Source organism: Flavobacterium rhizophilum, assembly GCF_046000485.1.
In the GTDB taxonomy this organism is placed as follows: Bacteria; Bacteroidota; Bacteroidia; order Flavobacteriales; family Flavobacteriaceae; genus Flavobacterium; species Flavobacterium rhizophilum.
In genome coordinates, this window is the sequence record NZ_JBELQB010000002.1 from 341,855 (window position 1) to 364,059 (window position 22,205).

Consider the following 22,205-nt stretch of genomic DNA (forward strand, 5'->3'; position numbering starts at 1 on the left):
ACAAATAATAATTAAATTATTCTGCAATCGTCATTTCGTCTACAATGTGCTTAGCGCCAGAGAACTTATCGATTACCCAAAGTACATAACGAATATCTACGTTAATAGTTCTTTGAAGTTCTTTATCAAATATTACGTCACCAGCCATTGCCTCAATGTTACCATCAAAAGCAAGACCAATAAGCTCACCTTTACCATTTAATACAGGAGAACCAGAGTTACCACCTGTAATATCGTTATCAGTAAGGAAGTTTACCGGCATATATCCTGCTTTATCTGCATAACGACCAAAGTCTTTAGCCTCATACATTTCAATAAGTTTTTTAGGCAGGTCAAATTCAGGATCATTTGGCTTGTATTTAGCCACTTCACCTTTCATTGTAGTATAGTAATTTTTAGCAGCATCATTACGACTGTCTTTAGGAAGAGATCTTACTTTACCATAAGTTAAACGTAATGTACTGTTAGCATCCGGATAGTATTTTACTTTCGGATTAGCCTCTCTCATACCCTGTACCATTAAACGGAAAGATTTAGAATAGCTGTCCTGAAGAGCAGTAATATCATCCGGCACAGCTCTGTACTGAGTTAAAATATCGTTAGAAAGTAAGAATAGAGGATCATTTTGAAGTGCCTCTGCATTAGGATTTTTAAGGAACTCCTCAACGCTTTCTTTAGATTTGAATATACTGTTCTCAAAAGCATTGTTTACATAAGCAGTATAATCAAAATTATTCTCTTTACCTATTTGAGCTACAAGCGGAGCAATATCATATCCTGTAGATTTTGTAGCATATAAATGAAGTTGAGCAGCAAGAACATCTTTTTCAAGAGGCATGTATAATGTTTTATACTCTTCTGCTACAAACTCTTCGATTCTTGGAAGTACCTGAGCCCTTTGAGCTTCAGATGCCGATGCATACTGCATAAGTGCACTGCCTACTCTGTATGGCAATACCGCAAAAGTACTTGTTCTTAAAAGCCCTATAAGGTAATTATCCTGACGCGCTTTTTCGTTAGTCTTAGCATAGTATGCATTTATGTTAGCGATAACATCACCATACTTATCTTTATTTGCTTTTTTGTTAGCCCATTTGTTGAACTTAGCCTCACCTTTAGCTTTAGTTTCGGCAGTTTTATGTTTTGTAAGGGCATCAATCATACCCTGACGGTTTTTCCAGTAGTTTGCTACCTGAGCATATTTTGAAGCATAGTCAAGACGAACTGCATCGCTTTGATCCATGTAAACCTTCATTCTGTCCATACCCAGTTTAGACGACTCTACCCATGCAGGGTAAGCATATTTTACATTTTGCTCAATACCTGCAGCAGGCATCCAACGGTTAGTACGGCCAGGGTAACCTAATATCATAGCAAAATCATCTTCCTGAACACCATTAAGGCTCACAGGTAAATAATGCTTAGGAGTTAAAGGAACGTTGTTTGGAGAATATTCTGCCGGGTTACCGTTTGCATCAGCATAAATACGGAACATAGAGAAATCTCCTGTATGACGTGGCCATTCCCAGTTATCTGTATCACCACCAAATTTACCAATGCTTTCCGGTGGAGTACCTACAAGACGAACGTCGTTGTAATCCTGGTAAACGAAGTAGTAGTACTCATTACCTTCAAAGAAAGAACGAACAGAAACTACATACTTACCACCTTCACTGTTTTCTTTTTCAATTAGAGCACTTTCCTGCTGAATCGCTTTCTGTCTCTCTTCTTCAGTCATACTGTCGTTAACTTTAGAAAGGATTCTTTTAGAAACATCGTCCATTCTTACAAAGAAACGAACAGAAAGGCTTTTTGGTTTAAGCTCATCAGCTCTGGTTGGTGCCCAGTAACCATCTCTCAGGTAGTTTGCCTCAGGAGTTGAAAGCTCAGCAATAGCTTCATAACCGCAGTGGTGGTTTGTTAAAACCAAACCTTCTTTAGAGATTACCTCTGCAGTACATCCGCCATCAAACTGCACAATAGCGTCTTTAAGGCTGTGGTTGTTAATGCTGTAAATTTCTTCAGCAGTTAACTGTAAGCCCATTTTTTGCATATCCCTGTAGTTTAAACGTTCAATGAACATTAAAAACCACATACCTTCGTCTGCCCTTACAGGCATTACCATGAGTGACATGGTAAGGAACAAAATAAGTTTTTTCATCTGATTTTTATAAGATTAAAAAGTTTAGCCAATAAGTAGCCGTATTACATATTTTGTTACACGGTTAGTATCAACTTTATTGCTTTAGTGCTGCGAATATACCTCTTTTTTGAGAATTTCGTAAAATAAACACGGCGTAAAAACCGCATGATTTCCCCTGAAAACAATATGCTTTTTTTAAAAAATGTATTTTCGTAAAAAAATTGAAATGAAAGACCTTATCTTATCAAAACTTACAGAAATTGAAAAAGAAGAAAGCATTAATATACTGCATGCTGTTGAATCGGGCAGCAGGGCTTGGGGGTTTGCTTCACCCGATAGTGATTATGATATAAGATTTATATATAAACATACCCCTGAATGGTATGTTTCCCTATGGGAAAAACGCGATGTAATTGAATTTATGACAAAGGAAGACCTTGATGGTTCGGGTTGGGATTTAGCAAAAGCACTAAAGTTACTGGCTAAGTCTAACGCTCCTTTAATGGAATGGTTACACTCGCCTGTTGTATACGCAACAAATAACAAATTCCTGAAACAAATGCAGGAACTGTCAATCCAATGTTTTTCTCCAATTGCTACTCTGCATCACTATTTAGGCACAACCAAAAACTTTATGGAAGTTTGTGAAGTCGAAAAAATAAAGCTCAAAAGTTATTTTTATGCCTTGAGAAGTGCCTTAGCAGGAAAATGGATTATTAACAACAACTCTTTCCCTCCGGTTGCCTTTAACGGTGTACTACCTTTAGCTCCTGCAGATATACAAAGTGTTATTAAAGAGCTAATGGAAATAAAAGCCGGAAAAGATGAAAGCTACCTTCATCCGAAAAATACAGCTATCACCCAGTTTTTAAAAAAGACTATTTTATATAATCAGGAAAATGCCGGAAAACTGAAACCGGGGAAAAAAATAAATAATGAATTAGATGATTTCTTTAAAGCCGAGATCAACAGGATATGACTATAGACGACTTAAAAAAAGATAACCTTATATTACTGGAAGTACTTTCAGGCAGTAAATCTTTTGGGCTGGACACTCCTACATCAGACACTGATATAAAAGGAGTGTTTTATTTACCTAAGGAAAAAATTTTCGGACTGGAATATATCCCGCAGGTAAGTAACGAATCTAATGATATAGTGTATTATGAACTGGGGCGTTTTATAGAGCTACTAACAAAAAACAATCCTAATATTCTTGAAATACTGGCCTCTCCTCCAGATTGTATTTTATACAAAAATCCAATTATGGATAAGCTAAGACTTGAAGACTTTTTATCTAAACTATGTAAGGACGCATTTGCAGGATATGCGACAACACAAATAAAAAAAGCCCGAGGACTTAAAAAGAAGATTGTAAACCCTTTACCCAAAGAGAAAGAAACTATTATTGATTTCTGTTTTATACTTGAAGGGCATAATGCCGTTCCTTTTAACAATTGGCTAAAACAACACAATTTACAACAGGAAAAATGCGGACTATCTAACATTTCCAATTCAAAAGGAATGTATGCCTTATTTTATGACTATAGCGGAAATTTAAAGTACAAAGGTGTTTTACAAAAAGAATCATCAAATACTGTAGTTACCTCATCCATACCAAAAAATGAAAAGCAATTAGCATACCTATCATTTAATTTAGAAGCTTATTCTTCTTACTGTAAAAAATATAGGGAATATTGGGATTGGGTTGAAAAAAGAAATGATGAGCGCTATAGTACCAATATGCACCATGGTAAAAACTACGATTCTAAAAACATGATGCATACCATTCGATTACTACAGTCTGCCGAGCAAATATTAGAAAAAAACAGTCTCTCCATAAAAGTTAACAACAGAGAGGAACTTTTAAAAATAAAAAAAGGAGAATTTGATTATGATGAAATTTTAGAGAAAGCAAATAACCTTTTAAAAAACATCGAAAGACTTTACAGTAAATCCAACTTACCCGAGTCTCCAGATAAAAGCAAAGCCGAGGATATACTTATCTCAATGCGAAGTATATTATATAAATAAAAGAGGGATGCAAAATACATCCCTCTTTTATTTTAACTATTAAGCATTTGCCATAGTTTATCTTTTAATTCGACCAGTCCCTGTTGGGCTACCGATGAGATAAATATATATGGTATATCTTTAAGCTCTTCGTCAAGCTGTTCTTTAAGCTCGGCTTTTAGTTCATCATCAAGCATATCGCATTTTGATATGGCTACCAGCCTGTCTTTATCCAACATCTCCGGATTATACCTTCTAAGCTCATCTACAAGTATATCATACTCCTTCTTTATATCTTCGGTATCCGCCGGAACTAAGAAAAGCAGTGTAGAGTTACGCTCAATATGCCTTAAAAAGTAATGCCCTAGACCTTTACCTTCGGCAGCACCTTCTATAATCCCAGGAATATCGGCTATTACAAACGACTGATAATCCCTGTAAGCCACAATACCTAAATTAGGTTTTAATGTGGTAAAAGGATAATCGGCAATTTTTGGTTTTGCAGATGTAAGTACTGATAATAATGTAGACTTGCCTGCATTAGGGAACCCTACCAAACCTACATCGGCCAGTACTTTAAGCTCAAGGATAACATCAAGCTCCTCGCCCGTAAGCCCCGGTTGTGCATAACGCGGTGTTTGGTTTGTAGAACTACGGAAATGCCAGTTACCTAAACCTCCCTTACCTCCTTTAGCTAATATTTTTTTTTCTCCGTCTTCGGTTATTTCAAACAAAATCTCATTAGTTTCCTTATCACGAATAACCGTACCCAGAGGTACTTCTATAAACTTATCTTCACCATCGGCACCGGTACTTCTGGCGCTACCGCCATCTCCTCCGTGCCCGGCTTTAATATGCCTGGCAAACTTTAAGTGAAAAAGTGTCCACAGCCCTTTATTACCTACAAGGTAAACGTGACCGCCACGACCACCATCTCCACCATCGGGTCCGCCTTTTTCAATAAACTTTTCCCTGTGTAGGTGAGTAGACCCTTTACCTCCTTTACCTGAGGCAACATATATTTTTACGTAATCTACAAAATTCCCTTCTGTCATTTCTTTATGTTTCAGGTTTCAGGCGCTGGGTATACCCCATCCATCACCAATTATTGTTTGTTGCCTGCAAATTTACGCAGACTATTCTTCTTTACTAATAGACCTTACTTTTACCTTATCAATCTTAACACCATCCATTTTAAGTACTTCCAACTCAAAATGGTTCCACGCCAGCTTCTCACCCTGTTTAGGAATATAAGAAAGCTCAGTCATTATAAGTCCGCTTACGGTTGTTACCTCATAATCGGTAGTAAGCTCATCAAGATCAAAATAAGTAAGGAAGTCATGCAATGGATAATGTCCGTCAACCGTCCAGGTCCCGTCGGGATTTTCAACCAACTGGAACTCGTCGTGGTAAAAATCAGACGCATCACCCACAAGCGCTTCCAAAATATCATTCAGGGTTATTATCCCCTGAAACACTCCATACTCATCGGTTACCAAAGCATAATGCACTTTTGTTTTCTTAAATATCTCAAGTGCCTTATAAGCCGATGTATGCTCTATTAGGTATACAGGCTCTTTGGTTATTTCCTGGAGGTTGAACTGCGGCTTTTCGTAATTGGCAAAAATATCTTTTAGCAATACTATACCAACTACATCGTCCAGATTATCTTCACATACCGGATATACCGAATGCAGTTCTTCCAGCATAATCCCTTTTATTTTTTCCTTATTGGACTGAGTAGACAGGTAGGCTACCGATTTTCTGTGTGTCATTAGGGAGTTTACTTTCCTGTCCCCAATATGAAACACACGCTCCATAATATCCTGTTCTATCTCCTGTACCTCTCCTCCTTCGGTTCCTTCTTTAATAATTGCCTTGATCTCTTCCTCTGTTACCTTTCCATCTGCCGTAGGGCGGATATTAAACACTTTCATAAGAAAGTCGGTAGAGGAAGTAAGCAGCCATATAAACGGAGCCGTGATTATGGAGATAAACTTCATTGGTAGGGCTACCATCCTTGCTATACTTTCCGGGTAGGTAAGACCTATCCTTTTAGGCAACAGCTCCCCCAGTATAAGAGAGAAAAATGTCAGTATTACCACCACTACCCCAACAGCTATACTGTCGGCATAAGGGGCAAGAGCTTCAAACTTAACAATAAACACCTCTACATCATCGGTAACTTTATCACCACTATATATACCGGTAAGAATACCAATAAGGGTAATACCAATTTGTACCGTTGAAAGGAACTTATTAGGCGAATTGGCAAGATCCAGCGCGGTTTGTGCACTGGAGTTACCTTTTTTTGCCGCTGTTTCCAGTCGGTTTTTACGTGCTGATATGAGTGCAATTTCCGACATGGAAAAAACACCATTAAGCAGTATTAAAAATAATATTATGGCTATTTCCAATCGCTAGGCTTTTAGTTACAGCTTATCTATTATAAGGCTTAACCTTTGAGTAACCTCAGAGATTTCACCTATACCGTTTACAGCAAAGAATTTACCCTGACCTTTATAGTACTCAATAAGCGGAGCCGTTTTTTCGTTGTATTCCTGATAACGGTTTCTTATAAGATTCTCGTCCCGATCATCAGCTCTTCCGCTGGTTTTACCACGCTCAAGCAAACGTTGTACAAGCACTTCATCATCTGCCTCAAGTGCAACTGTAGCAGTTACTTCCCATCCTTTTGTTTTAAGAAACTCATCTAAGGCATCAGCCTGTGCAACTGTTCTTGGGAAACCGTCAAAAAGAAAACCTTTAGTATCAGGGTTTTTCTCTACCTCATCCTGAAGCATTTTGATTGTTAATGCATCCGGAACAAGTTCTCCTTTATCAATAAAAACCTGCGCCTGTTTTCCAAGCTCAGTTCCGTTTTTAAGATTGTAACGGAAAACGTCTCCGGTAGAGATATGAGTTAGGTTGTATTTTTCTTTTAAAAATTCTGCCTGAGTACCCTTACCGGCACCCGGTTTTCCAAATAGTACGATATTAACCATTGTATGTTATTAATATATTTATTTAAGTTGATAAATTTCCGGTAAATTTCTCCCCAGTCCGTCATAATCCAGGCCATAGCCTACAATAAACTTATTAGGGATTGAAAAGCCTGTATAATCCAGCTTTATATCTTTTTTATAGGCTTCGGGCTTAAAAAACAGGCTCGCAATTTTTAATTGCTTTACTCCCCTGTCTTCAAACATTTTTACAAGTTCTACTACTGTATTACCTGTATCTACTATATCTTCCACTATTATAACCGTACGCCCTTCCACATTTTTATCCAGCCCCACAAGTTGTTTAACCGTATTTGTAGACTGAGTACCCTCGTAAGATGCCAGCTTTACAAAACTCACCTCACAAGTTTTTTTATACTGTTTCATAAGGTCGCTTAAAAACATAAAGGCGCCGTTAAGCACCCCTACAAAAACAGGAACCTCATTATTGGTATCAGCCTCTATCTGCTGTGCTATTCCGGCTATTGTTTTATCAATTTCGGCAGCAGATATAAAGGGTACAAATTGCTTATCATGAAGCTGTATCACGCTTACTAATAGGTTTGATATAATTTGCAAATATACTAATTAGGAATTTGCCTCATTTATATACTGTATTATTTTGTAATAAATTATAAAAATCGTTTTTGATTCAGTTTATAGAATTAATCACAAAAGTACTTTTTCAATCTACATACTGAATATCAAAAATTTAAGATTTAATTAACCCGTAGTTTTTTAGTGAAAAAAATCTTAAAACTACCTGTTAGCCCACATCGCTTTATTATCTTAAAAGCTAAACCAATTAAATACCAATTATTCATTATGAAAAAACTATTACTTTTTTCTCTGTTCCTGATATGCGGATTACTATCAGGACAGGAACTCACTATTGAAGGTGACACTATGTTATGCCCCAACACTAATGGTACCGCACAGGTAGCAAACACAACCGTTTATGATGCTTATCAATGGTACAAAAAAGGATATTACAGTGACACTTTTGAGGCTATCCCTGGTGCTACACAGGCATCTTTTACTTATGAATGGTATTCTTACGACTTGTCCGAAATCAAACTGGAAACAAAAGTAAACGGAGTACACTATGAATCAAATACTCTTTTTATTGCCGGTCATATGTGGACTCCTATGTATTTAACTTACGAACCTTCAAAAGATGTTTATTATGATGGCAGTAAAGGCACTTATTATTTATGTGCCGGCAGTAGTTTTGTTTTAGAGATAAACAGTCCGCCTTTTACTGAAAATATTCAGTGGTTTAGAAACGGACAGCCTATTCTCGGGGCTAACAATCCATCTTATGCTATTACACAATCAGGAACCTATAGTGTTCAGGCCGCACCAACTATGTGTCCTAACCACATAGAAGAACCGGGTGTAGGAATCAATGTAACCCTAACAAAATGTGGGCGCAAACCGGGAATAGAACTTAAAAGTACTGCTTCAAAAATCGATATCAATTCTATTAATATTTATCCAAACCCGAGTACAAACTACCTAAACGTAAATTTACCTAAGGATTCAGGACTGGAAGAATATTCTATTACCGATCTTACCGGGAAAACATTACTCAACGGTACAATTTCTCAAAACAACAATATCAGCACAACCGAGCTTACTCCCGGAACTTATATCATAAAAATTGCAGGCAACGGAAACTATATTTCCAAACTGTTTATTAAAAAGTAAAAAAGCTTAGAAAATAAGGCGGAATTTAATTCCGCCTTATTTTATTGGGACAATAAACCCAAATGATATATTTAACGTATTAAACCCTGCATTAGCATCGTTTAGTCCTGCGTTTGACACATGCCTTACATTAGGCCTTACGTCAAATATTATACTACCCGTATTATAAGCTACTCCTAACCCAAACACATCATTAAACGCAAACCCTCTGGTAAGCCTTTCGGTCTCTTTAGTACTAATTGTTGGCCCTACATTTAACATTGCATAAGCCGATATGCTTTTAGAAAAATTATAATTCGCAAAGAAAGCTACATTAAAAGCATACTGATTTAAGTCTTTCAACTGTGTAAACGCTCTTCGTTTCTGTTCATAATCCGGTTCATCCGGTGTTACAAAATAAGGATTAAGCAGTTGGTGTTTAGCAAAATTAAGTTCGGGCTGAAAAGCCACAAGGTACTCCCATTTTTTTGAAGGGTTAAAAGAATAATAAAACTGGATTTGCACATAGCTATTACTAAGGGTATAATTGCTGTTGGCAAATTCATTACCGAAACCATAACAACCTCCTACATAAAACTGCTGATTTTTGGGCACTTCCTGAGCAAAAGCCCCTGTAACACATAGTAGCATTAGTAATTTAAGCATATTTAAATTTTAACTGTTTTTTGGTTCCCTTAAATTTAGTTAAAAACTAAAAAAAACTGATTATCAAAACAATAAACTTTACACGTCACACTAATAAATAAAAGTGTCACACTTTGTCCGGGCTTTAACACTAGTTAAATATGTACTGAAGGGTAATTTTACTATTCAAACTAAAAACTAATGTATCTATGAAAAAGCTATTACTATTTTTCCTGTGCTTTATACCGCTTTTATCGGTTGCACAAGCACCCTCTATTGAAGGTGACACCATGCTTTGCCCTAATACAAACGGCACAGTTACGATTACGAACGACATGGAGTATGATACTTACCAGTGGTATTACAAATACTGGTTTCTTAATGATGACTTTGTTGCTATTGAAGGTGCTACACAAGCATCTTTTACTTATGACTGGTATACTTATGACCAGGCCTTATTTAAAGTTGTAGTAACTCTTGACGGAGAGACCTATGAATCTGACACAATCCAAATTGACAGTTATGCATGGGCAGGACTTCTTGTTTCTACACAAACCAGTGAAGATGTAACGTTTAATCCGGACAATCAGGCTTATTACATATGTGATGAGAGCACTATTACAAGTACAGTACAATCACCATACAATATTGTACAATGGTATAAAAACGACGTAGCGATTGATGGTGCTACAGACACGAGCTATACCATTACTGAAGCAGGAACATACTATGTAGTTGCAGCTCCTGATTTTTGCCCTAACAGCACAAGCCCTTCATTACCTATAGTGGTAATGAACAATCCTGAATGTACTACTCCCGACCCAACCCCTGTTATAGCCGGAGATATTATGCTTTGCCCAGATACAAACGGTACTGCTACAATTACTAACGATATGGAGTATGACACTTACCAGTGGTATTACAAGTATTGGTTTACAGACGATGAGTTTGTTGCTATCGACGGGGCTACAGAAGCATCTTTCACTTACGACTGGTACACTTACGATCAGGCATTATTTAAAGTTGTGGTGACTCTTGACGGAGAAACTTACGAATCAAACACAATACAAATTGACAGTTACAACTGGGCAGGTATTTCTTTTAGTATGACCTTTAGTGATGATGTAGTACCAAACGACGAAAATTTCACATGGATGATTTGTGACGAATCTACAATTACATGCGAACTAAGCAGTCCATACGATAGTAACATACAATGGTATAGGGATGGCGAAGCAATTGAAGGTGCTAACGAGATCACCTATGTAATTACCGAACCTGGAAGCTACTATGTTGAAGCAGCTCCTGAATATTGTTCTAATGCCGTTTCAAACACATCTGGAACTTCTGTGGTGGTTACTATAAACCCTGATTGCTCACTTGGCATTAACGATCCTATAGCAAACAATCAGGTTGCACTTTATCCAAACCCTACATCAAACATTCTTAACATAACACTTCCGGACAATAATACAGTTAGTGAGTACTGGATCTTAGATGTTACCGGAAAAACACTTTTAAAAGGTGCGTTCCCTAACAGCAACAGTATTGATGTTAGCTCACTTTCTAACGGAACATACATTTTAAAACTTACGGGAGGAAACAGCCAAACAGCCCATATGTTCATTAGGAAATAAGCCATATTTCCTGATTTTGTGCGCTAAAGGCAAAACGTAATGTTTTGCCTTTAGTTTTTTTATGTAAGGGTATTTTTTGTAATTTCCCGCCACTAAGCTGGCTTGTACGTTGAAAACTGATTATTACCTAAAAATAGAAAAAAGTACCGCACATCGTGCCATAAGGGACGAACTTAGCAGCATGGTACTTAATGACACGAGCCTGTTACCGGAACTCATGGCAACAGCCCTTAACATATCAGACAAAAATCATCATAAAGCGTGCTGGATAAGCGAACTTGTTTTTGAAGAAAAAATTGAATGGCTAAAAGAGTATCTGGATGTGTTTTGCAATACCCTGTCAAACTTCACCAGTGATAGTGCAATACGTTCCATATCAAAAATATGTTTGTTTGCCATAAAGGAACATCAAAAAAGCAAGTCGGGTTTCCTAAACGGAAAACACATTAGCCAGATAACCGAATCGTGTTTTGACTGGCTTATAAACCCCGAAGGCAAAGTTGCCAATAAAGCCTATGCCATGCGAACACTTTTACTGATAGGAAAGAAGGAAGACTGGATATATCCCGAACTGGAACATATACTCCCACAAGGATTCCCGCAACACACAGCTGCCTACAAAGCCGCAGCAAAAGATATTTTAAAGCAGATAGAAAAAGCTAAAAAGAAATAGACTTCGCTACTCCGTTTTTTCTTCCTCATGGAAACCGAACCTCCGCAGTTGTGGTGCTGAGAAAAAGGTAACAGCTACAACACCCAGTGTAAGGCATCCGCCTACAACTACAGCCCTAACCGTACCCAGCCAGTGTGCCATAACCCCACTTTCAAAATCTCCTAACTCGTTAGAAGAACTCACAAACATGGTATTTACCGATGCTACCCTGCCCCGCATATGATCGGGCGTAACAAGTTGTAATATCGTGCTTCGTATTACCACACTCACTGCATCGAACATACCCGAGAACATTAACATGAAAAACGACAGATAAAAGTTTTTAGAGATACCGAAAATGATTATCGAAATGGCAAATCCACCCACGGCAACAAACAGTTTTTTACCGGGATTCGTGCGCAACGGCAAAAACGCCAGTATACCCAGCGTAATCAATGCCCCTATCCCGGGAGCCGCACGCAGTATACCGTAACCCACCTCATCTACCATAAGTATTTCTTTTTGGTAAACCGGTAATAGTGCAACCGCACCACCAAATAAAACCGAAAACATATCAAGCAGTTGTGCTCCTAAAAGCTCAGGGGTTTTCACTACAAAGCGAATACCCTGTGTAAGGCTTTGCATTATAGGCTCTCGTTCTTTTTTAAGTATTGGTTTAACCCCAATGCTCAACATTGGGGTTAGCAGTAACAGTTCTATAAAGACCACTGCCCCCATACCCATAGTAATACCGTTAAAGGCAATAAGTACACCTGCTGCCAAAGGCCCTAATACCGAACCGGTTTGCCACGCCATACTACTCCAGCTTGTTGCATTGGCATAGTTCTTTCGAGGAACCACTAGACCGAAAAGTGAAAATACCGAAGGCCCCATAAAGGAACGGATAGCCCCACCACAAAACACAAGTGCATATACACTATACAGGGTATATTGAATACCTAGTCTTTCCAATGCATAGGGAGTGGTTAGCATAAACAGGCTTAACCCTAACAGTATATATGCCGATAGACACAGCAATACCATTTTTCTTTTCTCGTTGAGATCAACAAAATGCCCTGCAAAAAAAGAAAATGTAATTGCGGGTATAACTTCTGATAGTCCTACCCCTCCAAGGGCAAGTTTATTTGAGGTAAGATGATATATCCAATAAAAGATAATGGTGATTTGCATGTTCAGGGCAAAAATGAGCCCAAAGCGAATACACAAAAATGAACGGAATTCTTTTATTTTAAGTACTGGATTTTTCTTAAAGAAACCGGACTCGTTACCGGCACTGCTATTTTCCATAAAAAGTTGAGATGCGTAATTTTATGCAAATATACGACAGTACATTATTCGATTGCAGATTACACAATTATTTAACCTCCGCTTTTCAGCCTGTCCAGTAAGGTTTTAAGGTTTACCGAAGCAAACCCCGAACTGTGATCAGAATGCCCGTACGGGATAATAAGCTCCCCGTTATGAATTATCGAACCGCAGGAATACACTACGTTTGGAACATACCCTTCCCTTTCATCCGGGTTAGGCATAATAAGCGGATCCTTTAGCCTACCTATCTCTTTAGACGGATCATCTATATCAAGTAATGATGCTCCAATGGTATAACGACGCATAGGCCCTACCGCATGGGTAATAACCAGCCATCCGCATTCGGTTTCAATAGGCGAACCACAATTTCCCATTTGTACAAATTCCCACGAATATTCCGGTCCCTGTATTTTAACGGGATCTTCCCATTCGTTTATATTGTCGGAATACATTAGATAGTTATTCCAACCGTCAATACGGGCCAGCATAACATATTTACCGTTTATTTTTCTGGGGAACAGAGCCAGGTTTTTATTACGTGCTCCGCTACCATGAAGCGGACTCGTCCTGAATTCATAAAAATCGGTAGTTTTTAAAAGTTTCGGCATAATATGTACTCCGTCATAAGCCGTATAGGTCGCATAATAGATAGTACGCCCGTTATCATCAGTAAACTTTACAAAACGGGCATCCTCAATCCCTTTACTTTCAAAGTCGGATATAGGAAAAATAACCCTGTCACTAATATCGGTATCCTTAGAGAAAGTTATACGCCTGTAACTGTCACTCAGTGCCAGTATCATTTTATACTGAGCAATCTCTTTAGGGTCGCTGGTCTTATCGCGGGCTTCATACACCAGTCCTTTTAACTGGTTGTAATCAAAGCGATCTTCCAGCTTATCAGCTACCACCTGAATAAAAAACTCACTTATATCTGCCTCTATCGCTTTCCTTAAAAACTGTCTTTTATGATATACAAGGTTATGTATTTTTTCGGCCTCATCAATATATTTTCCGGCACGTATTACAGTGATGGAACCATCTCTGTCTATAATCGCCCTCCTGAAAACTACCGATGAAACATGCCCCTCACCTACAGCTCTAAAGCTAATAATAACACGAAGCTGTCCTTCCTCGAGGTTGGTCTGATCGGGATCGGGCACTATAGACGGATTAAAAAATGCCGCCGACTCTATAGAATATTCATGTGTAAAATAAGAACCTATAAGAAGTTTACAATTTTCGTCAAGCTCATTAAAATGAGCACCTGCAAGTTCTATATAGTGCCTAACGCGTTCGCAGTGACGCATCAGTTTTTGGGTAATACTCCTGTGCCTCTTGGAAAAATCCTGAAGTAGTGGCGAAATAATGGCAAATACCTCATCCTTTTCCAAAGCCAGTATTCTTTTAATAAGCGCTATCGCCCTCTCTTCACCGTTAAAAAAAAAGCGTGCTATTACGCGTCTTGTATCCGGAAGTACTTTTTCAGGTTTTCTGTCAATTTTCAATCTCATAAATCAATTTTTTTTGGGGAAAGCAAATTCTAAATTACGAATATTATTTTGATGATACTGAGGACCATTTGCTAAAATTAACCAAAAAACACCAGAAAAACCTTATCACAAAAGTCTCCTTATATAAAAGTGTTTTTTGGTGCCTAATAATTTTAACGCTTTAAGTATCTTTGCACAGCAAAAAAGAAACACGATAAATGAATTATTTTTCTTCTGATTTTAAATTAGGGATTTTAGGCGGGGGCCAGCTGGGTAAAATGATGCTTAACGACACAAGGAAGTTTGACATACAAACGTATGTACTTGACCCAAGCGATGAGGCTCCGTGCAAAATAGGGAGCAACAAATTCTTTAAGGGCGACCTTATGGATTTTGAAACCGTATACAACTTTGGAAAACAGGTAGACGTGCTTACTTTTGAGATTGAGCATGTAAACGTAGCCGCACTGGAAAAACTGGAAAGCGAAGGCATTAAGGTTTACCCTTCTCCAAAAACTTTAAAACAGATACAGAATAAAGGCACACAAAAAGACTTTTATACCGCTAACGGGATACCAACTGCAGATTATAAAAGGTTTGAAAGCCTTACCGACCTTAAAACAGCGGTAAAAAACAACGAGATAACACTTCCGTTTGTATGGAAAAGTACCGAAGGTGGCTATGACGGAAACGGTGTAAAGGTTATCCGTACTATGGAAAGCTTTGAAGGTGTTGCCAATGTACAGTGTATTGCCGAGACTATGATTCCGTTTAAAAACGAACTGGCAGTTATAGTTTCACGTAATCCTGACGGACAGATAAAAACATACCCTGTGGTTGAAATGGAATTCCACCCCGAAGCCAACCAGGTAGAGTATGTTATTTGCCCTGCACGTATTGATGATGCTGTGGCAGAAAAAGCAAGGGCAGTTGCCTTAAAGGTGTCTGAATCGTTTAACCATGTTGGGCTTCTTGCCGTAGAAATGTTCCAGACGGAAGACGACCAAATTCTTGTAAACGAGGTAGCACCAAGACCACACAACAGCGGTCACTACTCTATTGAGGCAAGTTACACTTCTCAGTTTGAACAACACCTTCGTGCTATATTAAATTTACCATTAGGTAATACTGACAGTAAAGTTGCAGGAATTATGGTTAACCTAGTAGGAGCCGAAGGACACTCAGGCAACGTACTGTACCAAAACATTGAGACCATTTTGGATAAAGACGGTGTAACACCACACATTTACGGTAAAAAGCAAACAAGGCCTTTCAGGAAAATGGGACACGTTACCATAGTAAACGAAGATATTGCCGTTGCCAGAAAAATTGCCGAAGAAGTAAAAAACACAATTAAAGTAATAAGCCAGTAAGGCCTAAACAATATAAAACATGAAAGTAGCAGTAGTAATGGGCAGCATATCGGATATGCCGGTAATGCAGGACGCCATAGACATTTTAAAGGAGTTTGGTATAGAAACACACGTAGATATTGTATCGGCACACCGTACCCCTGAAAAACTGGTAGATTTCAGTTCTAACGCACACAACAACGGTATATCTGTAATTATTGCAGGTGCCGGCGGTGCAGCACACTTACCGGGAATGGTAGCTTCTATGTCTCCGCTTCCTGTAATTGGTGTACCTGTTAAATCAAGCAACTCTATTGACGGTTGGGACAGTGTACTTTCTATCCTGCAAATGCCGGGAGGTGTACCGGTTGCTACCGTAGCGCTTAACGGAGCGAAAAACGCAGGTATACTTGCAGCACAAATTGTAGGTAGCCATGACAAAGCTGTTTTAGATAAAATTATCGCTTACAAACAAAAACTAAAGGAGGCTGTACTTAAAGCTGCCGAAGGTATACAGAAATAACAAAAAGCTGCCAATTGGGCAGCTTTTTTTATACCTTTTACGCAGAGGGTAAAAAGTATACCTTTGGTATAGTTGTTGACCGTTTCAACACAGTTATGATTAAAAAATCTTAAACAGAACTATGAATTCACTTACCCAAAAATTTAATACAAAACACGATACAGCTCCCTTTAACTCCATAAAAACAGAAGATTTCCTTCCTGCTTTTACCGAAGGGATTGCAGCGGCAAAAAAAGAGATTGACGAAATCATCTCTAATCCTGAAGAGGCCACTTTTGAAAATACTATCGAAGCTCTTTCCTTTAGTGGCGACATGCTGGATAGAACATCGGGCATCTTTTTCAACCTGCATTCGGCAGAAACCAATGACGATATCCAGAAAATTGCCATGGAAGTTTCGCCTCTGCTTTCGGAATTCAGTAATGACATTCGTTTAAACAAAGAACTGTTTGCAAGAGTAAAAGCAGTATATGACAGCAAAGACAACCTTAACCTTACTGCTGAACAAGCCACTCTATTAGATAAAAAATACAAGAGTTTTGCACGCAACGGTGCTAACCTGCCGGAAGACAAAAAGACAAGACTTCGCGAAATAGATAAAGAACTTTCACAACTTAGCCTTAGGTTTGGAGAAAATGTATTGGCAGAAACCAATGCCTTTACACTTCACATTACGGATGAAAAAGACCTTTCCGGTTTACCGGAAGGCGCTATAGAGGCAGCCCGCGAAATAGCTATGGGCATGGAAAAAGAAGGATGGGTATTTACTCTTGACTTCCCTAGCTACATGCCGTTTATGACCTATGCCGATAACAGGGAACTACGTAAAAAAATGGCTCTTGCATTTGGAGCAAAAGGTTTCCAGAATAATGAGTTCGACAATCAGGAAACCGTACTGCAAATAGTTAAGCTTCGCCACGAGCGCGCTAATCTTTTAGGTTATAAATCGCATGCCAATTTTGTACTGGAAGAGCGCATGGCCGAAAGCCCTGAAAAAGTACGCTCTTTTCTAAACGACCTGTTGGTAAAAGCCAAACCGGCCGCACAAAAAGAATTTGCTGAGCTTACTGCTTTCGCCAAAGAACTGGACGGACTGGATCATCTTGAAAAATGGGATGGTGCCTACTATGCCGAGAAACTAAAACAAAAACTGTTTAACCTGGACGACGAAAAACTGAAACCATATTTCGAACTGGACAAAGTGCTTAACGGAGCCTTTACCATTGCAGGAAAACTATATGGCATTTCTTTCAATGAGGTTCAGGATATAGACAAATACCATAAAGATGTAAGAACTTATGAAGTAAAAGATACGAACGGTAATCTTGTAGCTATTTTTTACGCCGACTTTTTCCCTAGAAAAGGAAAACGTAACGGAGCGTGGATGACATCGTTTAAATCACAATATATTAAAAACGGTATTAACGAAAGGCCGCATGTTTCGATTGTATGCAACTTTACAAAGCCAACCGAAACCAAGCCATCACTGCTTACATTTAACGAGGTAACTACATTATTCCATGAGTTTGGACATGCCCTTCACGGTATGCTTGCAAACACTACTTACCCTAACCTTTCGGGTACGAGTGTATACTGGGATTTTGTAGAGCTACCTAGCCAGATAATGGAAAACTGGTGCTACGAGCCGGAAGCATTAGAGCTTTTTGCACATCATTATAAAACAGGGGAAGTTATCCCTATGGAGTATATTGAGAAAATTAAGGACAGTGCCGCTTTCCAGGAAGGTATGGCAACTATGCGTCAGTTAAGCTTCGGACTGCTTGATATGGGTTGGCATGCACAGGACCCTGCTGCGATAGGCGATGTTAAGAGTTTTGAAATCGAACAGTTCTCCCCTACCCAGCTTTACCCTGATGTACAGGAAAACGCTATGAGTACTGCATTCTCTCATATTTTCCAAGGCGGATATTCTTCCGGCTACTACAGCTACAAATGGGCTGAGGTACTGGATGCCGATGCTTTTGAATTCTTTAAAGAGAAAGGCATTTTTGATAAAGAAACTGCCGATAAGTTTAAGAATAACATATTATCTAAAGGAGGTACAGAACATCCTATGCTACTTTACAAACGTTTCCGCGGGCAGGAGCCTAAGCCGGAAGCTTTACTAAAAAGAGCCGGACTGCTTTCTTAAGAAGTTATAATTCAAGATAGAGGCTGCTAATAATATTAGCAGCTTTTTTATTGCCCTAAAATAAACTTTCAAATATTTTTGAAAGTTTAAAAATAAGTTTATATCTTTGGTTCATGGAATTCACAGAAGCAAAAAATAAATTCGTACAAACCTGGGGAGCATTAGGCTCTCAATGGGGCATAAACAAAACTATGGCTCAAATACATGCCCTACTTATGGTAAGTAACGAACCGCTTTCTATGGAAGACATTATGGAGGAACTGCAAATTTCACGTGGTAATGCCAGCATGAACATTCGTGCTCTTATTGACTGGGGAATTGTATACAAAGAATTTAAGCACGGGGAACGCAGGGAGTTTTTTACAGCTGAGAAAGACCTTGATGACCTTGCCATCAAAATTGCCAAAGAGCGCAGTAAACGTGAAATTAAACCGGCACTAAAGGTTTTAAAAGAAGTATCTACCGATGTGGACACCAAAACAACTGAAGGAAAGTATTTTGCCGAACAAACCGACAAGCTCTATGAATTTGTTTTAAAAACCGACAATATAATTGAAAAAGCTACTGAGTATAAAGATAACTGGCTTACTAAACTTTTAATGAAGATGATGAAATAACATCATTTTTTTTAACCAAAACTTTCATTTTTTTCTGAAAGTTTAAAATAAATAATAAATCATGAAATATATTTACAGAATAAACATTTTTGCCGTAACACTCCCGTTTGCAATAGCCACGTTAGGAGTATTTAATCAGGATTTTTTGATATTTGCCTTGCTCTCAACAATGGTTACAGGCGGACTACAGGTTCTTCTTGCTATAATTTCCTTTTATAAAAACCCAAAAGAAGTACATCTATACATATATAGTACACTTACCATACTATTCTTTTTATTATGGAAACTGTACCCTAACAACGAGGCAATATTCTTTCTTCCCCCAGCACTGTCTATATACCACTTTAATATCATTCGCACATTATATAAAAGAGAGAAAAAAAATGAACCTTAATATTCTTACATACGTCATTTTCCTGCTCATAATTGTTTACATCATCGTAGTGGTGGGAAAAATTTGCTATAAAAACGGAAACATTTATGTATTGGAATTGCTGCATGGCGATAAGGAATTATGCCTGCGTATCAACAAGATACTACTGGTAGGCTACTATCTGGTAAACATAGGCTATGCAGCAATGACTTTACTAAACTGGGAAACCGTAATTACTTTTAAACGCCTAATAGAAACCATAGCAGTTAAGTCGGCCATAATAATCAGCATACTTTGCATACTGCATTATCTAAACATATTCATATTAACCAAATACGTTCAAAAAATTATTAACGACTAAATTTTATCATCATGGAAACTACAAAAATATTAATCGGTTATGCCATTTACCTTCCTGTTGCAATAGCACTAACATTTACCGTATCTCGCACCCTGTTCAAAAACAGTAAGATTTTTATGCTGGACATATTTAAAGGCCGTGAGGAAATAGCCAATGCCACTAACAAACTTTTTGAAACCGGGTTTTACCTTTTAAACCTTGGTTATGCATTAATGATATTAGAAATAAGTCTTTATAAAGATTCTTATCAGGACTTAGTAGAAGCTCTCAGTTATAAAATAGGTGGTTTCTCTATTTATTTAGGAGTAATGCTGTTTTTAAATCTGTATTTCTTTTTTAGAGGAAAGAGAAAAGCAAAAGGAAACCAAACGCAAGAATTCGTAGCATATAGACAATAAACCACACCTTATCTTAATTACAAAATGTTATGAAAAAGATTGTTATCGCTGCCGGGACAGGCTTTCTCGGCAGCATCCTTATGGAATACTTTAAAAACAAAGTTGATGAGATTATTATCCTTACCCGTGGTAAATCACGCACCACGGGTAATATAAAATATGTACACTGGAATGCCCGTACCTTTGGCGGTTGGGAAACCGAACTGGAAAACAGCGACGTACTTATTAACCTGGCAGGTAAATCTGTAAACTGCAGGTATAACGAACGTAATAAAAATGAGATCATGGCATCACGACTCAACAGCACTGCCATACTCAACAAGGCAGTATTACAATGTAAAAACCCGCCTAAACACTGGCTTAATTCATCTACCGCTACTATTTACAAAGGTTCATATTATAAACAGATGGATGAGGTAAACGGCGATAAAGGATTTGACTTTTCAATGAAAGTGGCTCGCGCTTGGGAGAAAGTATTTTTCAGGACCGAAACTCCGCAAACACTCAAAACAGCGCTGCGCACTTCTATCGTTTTGGGTAAAAACGGAGGTGCATACCCCATGCTAAGGAAATTAGCAAAACTCGGAATGGGTGGTAAACAGGGCAATGGCAGGCAGTATGTAAGCTGGATTCATGAGCATGATTTTGCGCGCGCCATTGAATTTGTAATCAATACCCAAACAAAAGGCGTAATAAACATTGTAAGCCCCACTCCTATTCGTAATAATAACTTTATGAAGTCAATTGTAAAACAGGTTAAAGCTCCTTTTGCTATTCCTGTTAGCAAAACAATGCTGGAAATCGGAGCAAAAATAATAGGCACTGAAACCGAACTGATTTTAAAAAGCAGAAATGTAATCCCGAAACGATTACAGGAAAACGGTTTTACATTTACCTACCCTGAATTGAGTACTGCTTTGCAGAATTTATAAATAACTAACCAATACCACGAGTCCAAGCCAGAAAATAGGGATACTCTCTACCCAAAACAAAGTATAGTATTTACTACGGTTTGGTGTGGCATAAATGGTAAACAGGGCTGTTGCTACCACTAGTACGACATTTACCATAAGCTGCATATTGTCTACAGTGCTTTTAAAAAATTCCAGAAAATAAAACGGGAGCAACAGTATAAGGTTAAGTAGTTTAGTCATCTTTACCCCTATTATTTGTGGTATGGTGCGCAGCATTGGATCGTCTTCACTCAAATCAATTATCTCAAATATCAGGATAAGGATAAGCACCAAAAGGAATCGCTGGCAAAATTTAAGTATAACATCGGTTACAATTTCATTACCCACCTCAACAATAGGCATAAGCGTAGTAACACCCGCCCAGCAAAGGGCAACTATATAAACTTTTATCCCACTAAGATTTCGCAGATTAGGACGCTTAGGGAATACAGGAACCGTATATAAGGCAGTTAAGCCGAAAAAAATAATCCCCGTGATTTGGGTTTGCCGCTTCAGCATCAGGAAGAAAACACCTGCTGCCACAAAAGCCACAGCACTTAAAGCAGTAATGATTTTCAGGTTAGTACTAATAGGCCTTTTAAACCTGTACCAGCTTTCATACTTCATAAAGTTGTAGCTAAACATGGTACCGCAATAGGCAAAACCCGCCATGTGAAAATTAAACGGAAGGTTAAACATATGGTTCGTCATTAGCACCAGTGCCAATACCGACATTGCCACGTGCATACTACCGTGTAAATACAGGTCAAATATCCGTTTTAATACTTTCATACTTACAAAAATAAACAATCTCTCAACAGGTTTTAGTTTAGGTTAAAAAAATCTTAAAAATCACGATAAAAAAGACATTAA

At 38.2% G+C, this 22,205-nt stretch carries 22 protein-coding genes; 13 read left to right on the forward strand and 9 right to left on the reverse strand.

Features of this window, described 5'->3' with window-relative positions:
* Positions 1–16 precede the first annotated feature (16 nt).
* A complete protein-coding gene (locus ABS768_RS03750; RefSeq protein ID WP_408073624.1) occupies positions 17–2,161 on the reverse strand; it encodes a S46 family peptidase in 2,145 nt (714 codons plus the stop codon).
* 208 nt (positions 2,162–2,369) lie between these two features.
* Between ABS768_RS03750 and ABS768_RS03755 the strand changes: the two genes are divergently transcribed.
* A complete protein-coding gene (locus ABS768_RS03755) occupies positions 2,370–3,122 on the forward strand; it encodes a nucleotidyltransferase domain-containing protein (protein WP_408073625.1) in 753 nt (250 codons plus the stop codon).
* On the forward strand, positions 3,119–4,177 hold the full coding sequence (locus tag ABS768_RS03760; RefSeq protein ID WP_408073626.1) for a nucleotidyltransferase domain-containing protein: 1,059 nt from the start codon (positions 3,119–3,121) through the stop codon (positions 4,175–4,177). The genes ABS768_RS03755 and ABS768_RS03760 overlap by 4 nt, the downstream gene beginning before the upstream one ends.
* Before the next feature lie 32 nt (positions 4,178–4,209).
* Here ABS768_RS03760 and obgE read toward each other — a convergent pair whose 3' ends face one another.
* The 4 genes from obgE to hpt form a co-directional block, all read right to left on the reverse strand.
* Positions 4,210–5,211 (reverse strand): GTPase ObgE, encoded by a 1,002-nt coding sequence (gene obgE, locus ABS768_RS03765; protein WP_408073627.1) that lies wholly within the window; start codon positions 5,209–5,211, stop codon positions 4,210–4,212.
* A gap of 81 nt (positions 5,212–5,292) precedes the next feature.
* Positions 5,293–6,573, reverse strand: coding sequence for a hemolysin family protein (locus tag ABS768_RS03770; RefSeq protein WP_408073628.1), 1,281 nt, complete (start codon positions 6,571–6,573; stop codon positions 5,293–5,295).
* Positions 6,574–6,588: 15 nt separating this feature from the next.
* Entirely contained in the window at positions 6,589–7,161 is a 573-nt protein-coding gene (locus ABS768_RS03775; RefSeq protein WP_408073629.1) for an adenylate kinase, read from the reverse strand.
* 18 nt (positions 7,162–7,179) lie between these two features.
* On the reverse strand, positions 7,180–7,707 hold the full coding sequence (gene hpt / locus ABS768_RS03780; RefSeq protein ID WP_408073630.1) for a hypoxanthine phosphoribosyltransferase: 528 nt from the start codon (positions 7,705–7,707) through the stop codon (positions 7,180–7,182).
* A gap of 276 nt (positions 7,708–7,983) precedes the next feature.
* Between hpt and ABS768_RS03785 the strand changes: the two genes are divergently transcribed.
* Entirely contained in the window at positions 7,984–8,868 is an 885-nt protein-coding gene (locus ABS768_RS03785) for a T9SS type A sorting domain-containing protein (protein WP_408073631.1), read from the forward strand.
* A gap of 36 nt (positions 8,869–8,904) precedes the next feature.
* Here the strand turns inward: ABS768_RS03785 and ABS768_RS03790 are convergent, their stop codons facing one another.
* A complete protein-coding gene (locus ABS768_RS03790; RefSeq protein ID WP_408073632.1) occupies positions 8,905–9,513 on the reverse strand; it encodes an acyloxyacyl hydrolase in 609 nt (202 codons plus the stop codon).
* A 188-nt stretch (positions 9,514–9,701) separates the two neighbouring features.
* Between ABS768_RS03790 and ABS768_RS03795 the strand changes: the two genes are divergently transcribed.
* Positions 9,702–11,129 carry a T9SS type A sorting domain-containing protein gene (locus ABS768_RS03795; RefSeq protein ID WP_408073633.1) on the forward strand — a complete coding sequence of 476 codons (1,428 nt, stop codon included), beginning with the start codon at positions 9,702–9,704 and terminating at the stop codon, positions 11,127–11,129.
* A gap of 109 nt (positions 11,130–11,238) precedes the next feature.
* The gene (locus ABS768_RS03800) at positions 11,239–11,802 is read left to right on the forward strand and encodes a hypothetical protein (RefSeq protein ID WP_408073634.1); all 564 of its coding nucleotides are present in this window, start codon (positions 11,239–11,241) and stop codon (positions 11,800–11,802) included.
* Between the two features lie 6 nt (positions 11,803–11,808).
* On the opposite strand, the gene ABS768_RS03805 is transcribed toward ABS768_RS03800, so the two are convergent.
* Both ABS768_RS03805 and ABS768_RS03810 read right to left on the reverse strand, forming a co-directional pair.
* Entirely contained in the window at positions 11,809–13,089 is a 1,281-nt protein-coding gene (locus ABS768_RS03805) for an MFS transporter (protein WP_408073635.1), read from the reverse strand.
* Positions 13,090–13,160: 71 nt separating this feature from the next.
* Positions 13,161–14,624: a glycoside hydrolase family 130 protein gene (locus ABS768_RS03810; RefSeq protein WP_408073636.1), complete on the reverse strand. Its 1,464-nt coding sequence runs from the start codon at positions 14,622–14,624 to the stop codon at positions 13,161–13,163.
* A gap of 197 nt (positions 14,625–14,821) precedes the next feature.
* Here ABS768_RS03810 and ABS768_RS03815 point away from each other — a divergent pair, with 197 nt between their 5' ends.
* From ABS768_RS03815 to ABS768_RS03850, 8 genes are all read left to right on the forward strand, one after another.
* Entirely contained in the window at positions 14,822–15,976 is a 1,155-nt protein-coding gene (locus tag ABS768_RS03815; RefSeq protein WP_408073637.1) for a 5-(carboxyamino)imidazole ribonucleotide synthase, read from the forward strand.
* 19 nt (positions 15,977–15,995) lie between these two features.
* Complete coding sequence (purE, locus tag ABS768_RS03820) at positions 15,996–16,478, forward strand: 5-(carboxyamino)imidazole ribonucleotide mutase (RefSeq protein ID WP_408073638.1); 483 nt, start codon at positions 15,996–15,998, stop codon at positions 16,476–16,478.
* 121 nt (positions 16,479–16,599) lie between these two features.
* Complete coding sequence (locus ABS768_RS03825) at positions 16,600–18,630, forward strand: M3 family metallopeptidase (RefSeq protein ID WP_408073639.1); 2,031 nt, start codon at positions 16,600–16,602, stop codon at positions 18,628–18,630.
* A gap of 113 nt (positions 18,631–18,743) precedes the next feature.
* Positions 18,744–19,247 (forward strand): GbsR/MarR family transcriptional regulator, encoded by a 504-nt coding sequence (locus ABS768_RS03830; RefSeq protein ID WP_408073640.1) that lies wholly within the window; start codon positions 18,744–18,746, stop codon positions 19,245–19,247.
* 61 nt (positions 19,248–19,308) lie between these two features.
* On the forward strand, positions 19,309–19,641 hold the full coding sequence (locus ABS768_RS03835) for a hypothetical protein (RefSeq protein ID WP_408073641.1): 333 nt from the start codon (positions 19,309–19,311) through the stop codon (positions 19,639–19,641).
* On the forward strand, positions 19,631–19,981 hold the full coding sequence (locus ABS768_RS03840) for a hypothetical protein (protein WP_408073642.1): 351 nt from the start codon (positions 19,631–19,633) through the stop codon (positions 19,979–19,981). Before ABS768_RS03835 ends, ABS768_RS03840 begins: the two co-directional genes overlap by 11 nt.
* 11 nt (positions 19,982–19,992) lie before the next feature.
* The gene (locus ABS768_RS03845; protein ID WP_408073643.1) at positions 19,993–20,379 is read left to right on the forward strand and encodes a hypothetical protein; all 387 of its coding nucleotides are present in this window, start codon (positions 19,993–19,995) and stop codon (positions 20,377–20,379) included.
* 29 nt (positions 20,380–20,408) lie between these two features.
* Complete coding sequence (locus ABS768_RS03850; RefSeq protein ID WP_408073644.1) at positions 20,409–21,311, forward strand: TIGR01777 family oxidoreductase; 903 nt, start codon at positions 20,409–20,411, stop codon at positions 21,309–21,311.
* Here ABS768_RS03850 and ABS768_RS03855 read toward each other — a convergent pair.
* Positions 21,306–22,124 (reverse strand): hypothetical protein, encoded by an 819-nt coding sequence (locus tag ABS768_RS03855; protein ID WP_408073645.1) that lies wholly within the window; start codon positions 22,122–22,124, stop codon positions 21,306–21,308. The genes ABS768_RS03850 and ABS768_RS03855 overlap by 6 nt on opposite strands.
* Positions 22,125–22,205: the final 81 nt, after the last annotated feature.

What these genes read in the sequence shown, in the direction of transcription:
- ABS768_RS03750 (WP_408073624.1), bottom strand. Translation starts at nt 2,161, where the DNA reads ATGAAAAAACTTATTTTGTTCCTTACCATGTCACTCATGGTAATGCCT.
- ABS768_RS03755 (WP_408073625.1), top strand. Translation starts at nt 2,370, where the DNA reads ATGAAAGACCTTATCTTATCAAAACTTACAGAAATTGAAAAAGAAGAA.
- ABS768_RS03760 (WP_408073626.1), top strand. Translation starts at nt 3,119, where the DNA reads ATGACTATAGACGACTTAAAAAAAGATAACCTTATATTACTGGAAGTA.
- obgE (WP_408073627.1), bottom strand. Translation starts at nt 5,211, where the DNA reads ATGACAGAAGGGAATTTTGTAGATTACGTAAAAATATATGTTGCCTCA.
- ABS768_RS03775 (WP_408073629.1), bottom strand. Translation starts at nt 7,161, where the DNA reads ATGGTTAATATCGTACTATTTGGAAAACCGGGTGCCGGTAAGGGTACT.
- ABS768_RS03785 (WP_408073631.1), top strand. Translation starts at nt 7,984, where the DNA reads ATGAAAAAACTATTACTTTTTTCTCTGTTCCTGATATGCGGATTACTA.
- ABS768_RS03790 (WP_408073632.1), bottom strand. Translation starts at nt 9,513, where the DNA reads ATGCTTAAATTACTAATGCTACTATGTGTTACAGGGGCTTTTGCTCAG.
- ABS768_RS03795 (WP_408073633.1), top strand. Translation starts at nt 9,702, where the DNA reads ATGAAAAAGCTATTACTATTTTTCCTGTGCTTTATACCGCTTTTATCG.
- ABS768_RS03805 (WP_408073635.1), bottom strand. Translation starts at nt 13,089, where the DNA reads ATGGAAAATAGCAGTGCCGGTAACGAGTCCGGTTTCTTTAAGAAAAAT.
- ABS768_RS03810 (WP_408073636.1), bottom strand. Translation starts at nt 14,624, where the DNA reads ATGAGATTGAAAATTGACAGAAAACCTGAAAAAGTACTTCCGGATACA.
- ABS768_RS03815 (WP_408073637.1), top strand. Translation starts at nt 14,822, where the DNA reads ATGAATTATTTTTCTTCTGATTTTAAATTAGGGATTTTAGGCGGGGGC.
- purE (WP_408073638.1), top strand. Translation starts at nt 15,996, where the DNA reads ATGAAAGTAGCAGTAGTAATGGGCAGCATATCGGATATGCCGGTAATG.
- ABS768_RS03825 (WP_408073639.1), top strand. Translation starts at nt 16,600, where the DNA reads ATGAATTCACTTACCCAAAAATTTAATACAAAACACGATACAGCTCCC.
- ABS768_RS03830 (WP_408073640.1), top strand. Translation starts at nt 18,744, where the DNA reads ATGGAATTCACAGAAGCAAAAAATAAATTCGTACAAACCTGGGGAGCA.
- ABS768_RS03835 (WP_408073641.1), top strand. Translation starts at nt 19,309, where the DNA reads ATGAAATATATTTACAGAATAAACATTTTTGCCGTAACACTCCCGTTT.
- ABS768_RS03840 (WP_408073642.1), top strand. Translation starts at nt 19,631, where the DNA reads ATGAACCTTAATATTCTTACATACGTCATTTTCCTGCTCATAATTGTT.
- ABS768_RS03845 (WP_408073643.1), top strand. Translation starts at nt 19,993, where the DNA reads ATGGAAACTACAAAAATATTAATCGGTTATGCCATTTACCTTCCTGTT.
- ABS768_RS03850 (WP_408073644.1), top strand. Translation starts at nt 20,409, where the DNA reads ATGAAAAAGATTGTTATCGCTGCCGGGACAGGCTTTCTCGGCAGCATC.
- ABS768_RS03855 (WP_408073645.1), bottom strand. Translation starts at nt 22,124, where the DNA reads ATGAAAGTATTAAAACGGATATTTGACCTGTATTTACACGGTAGTATG.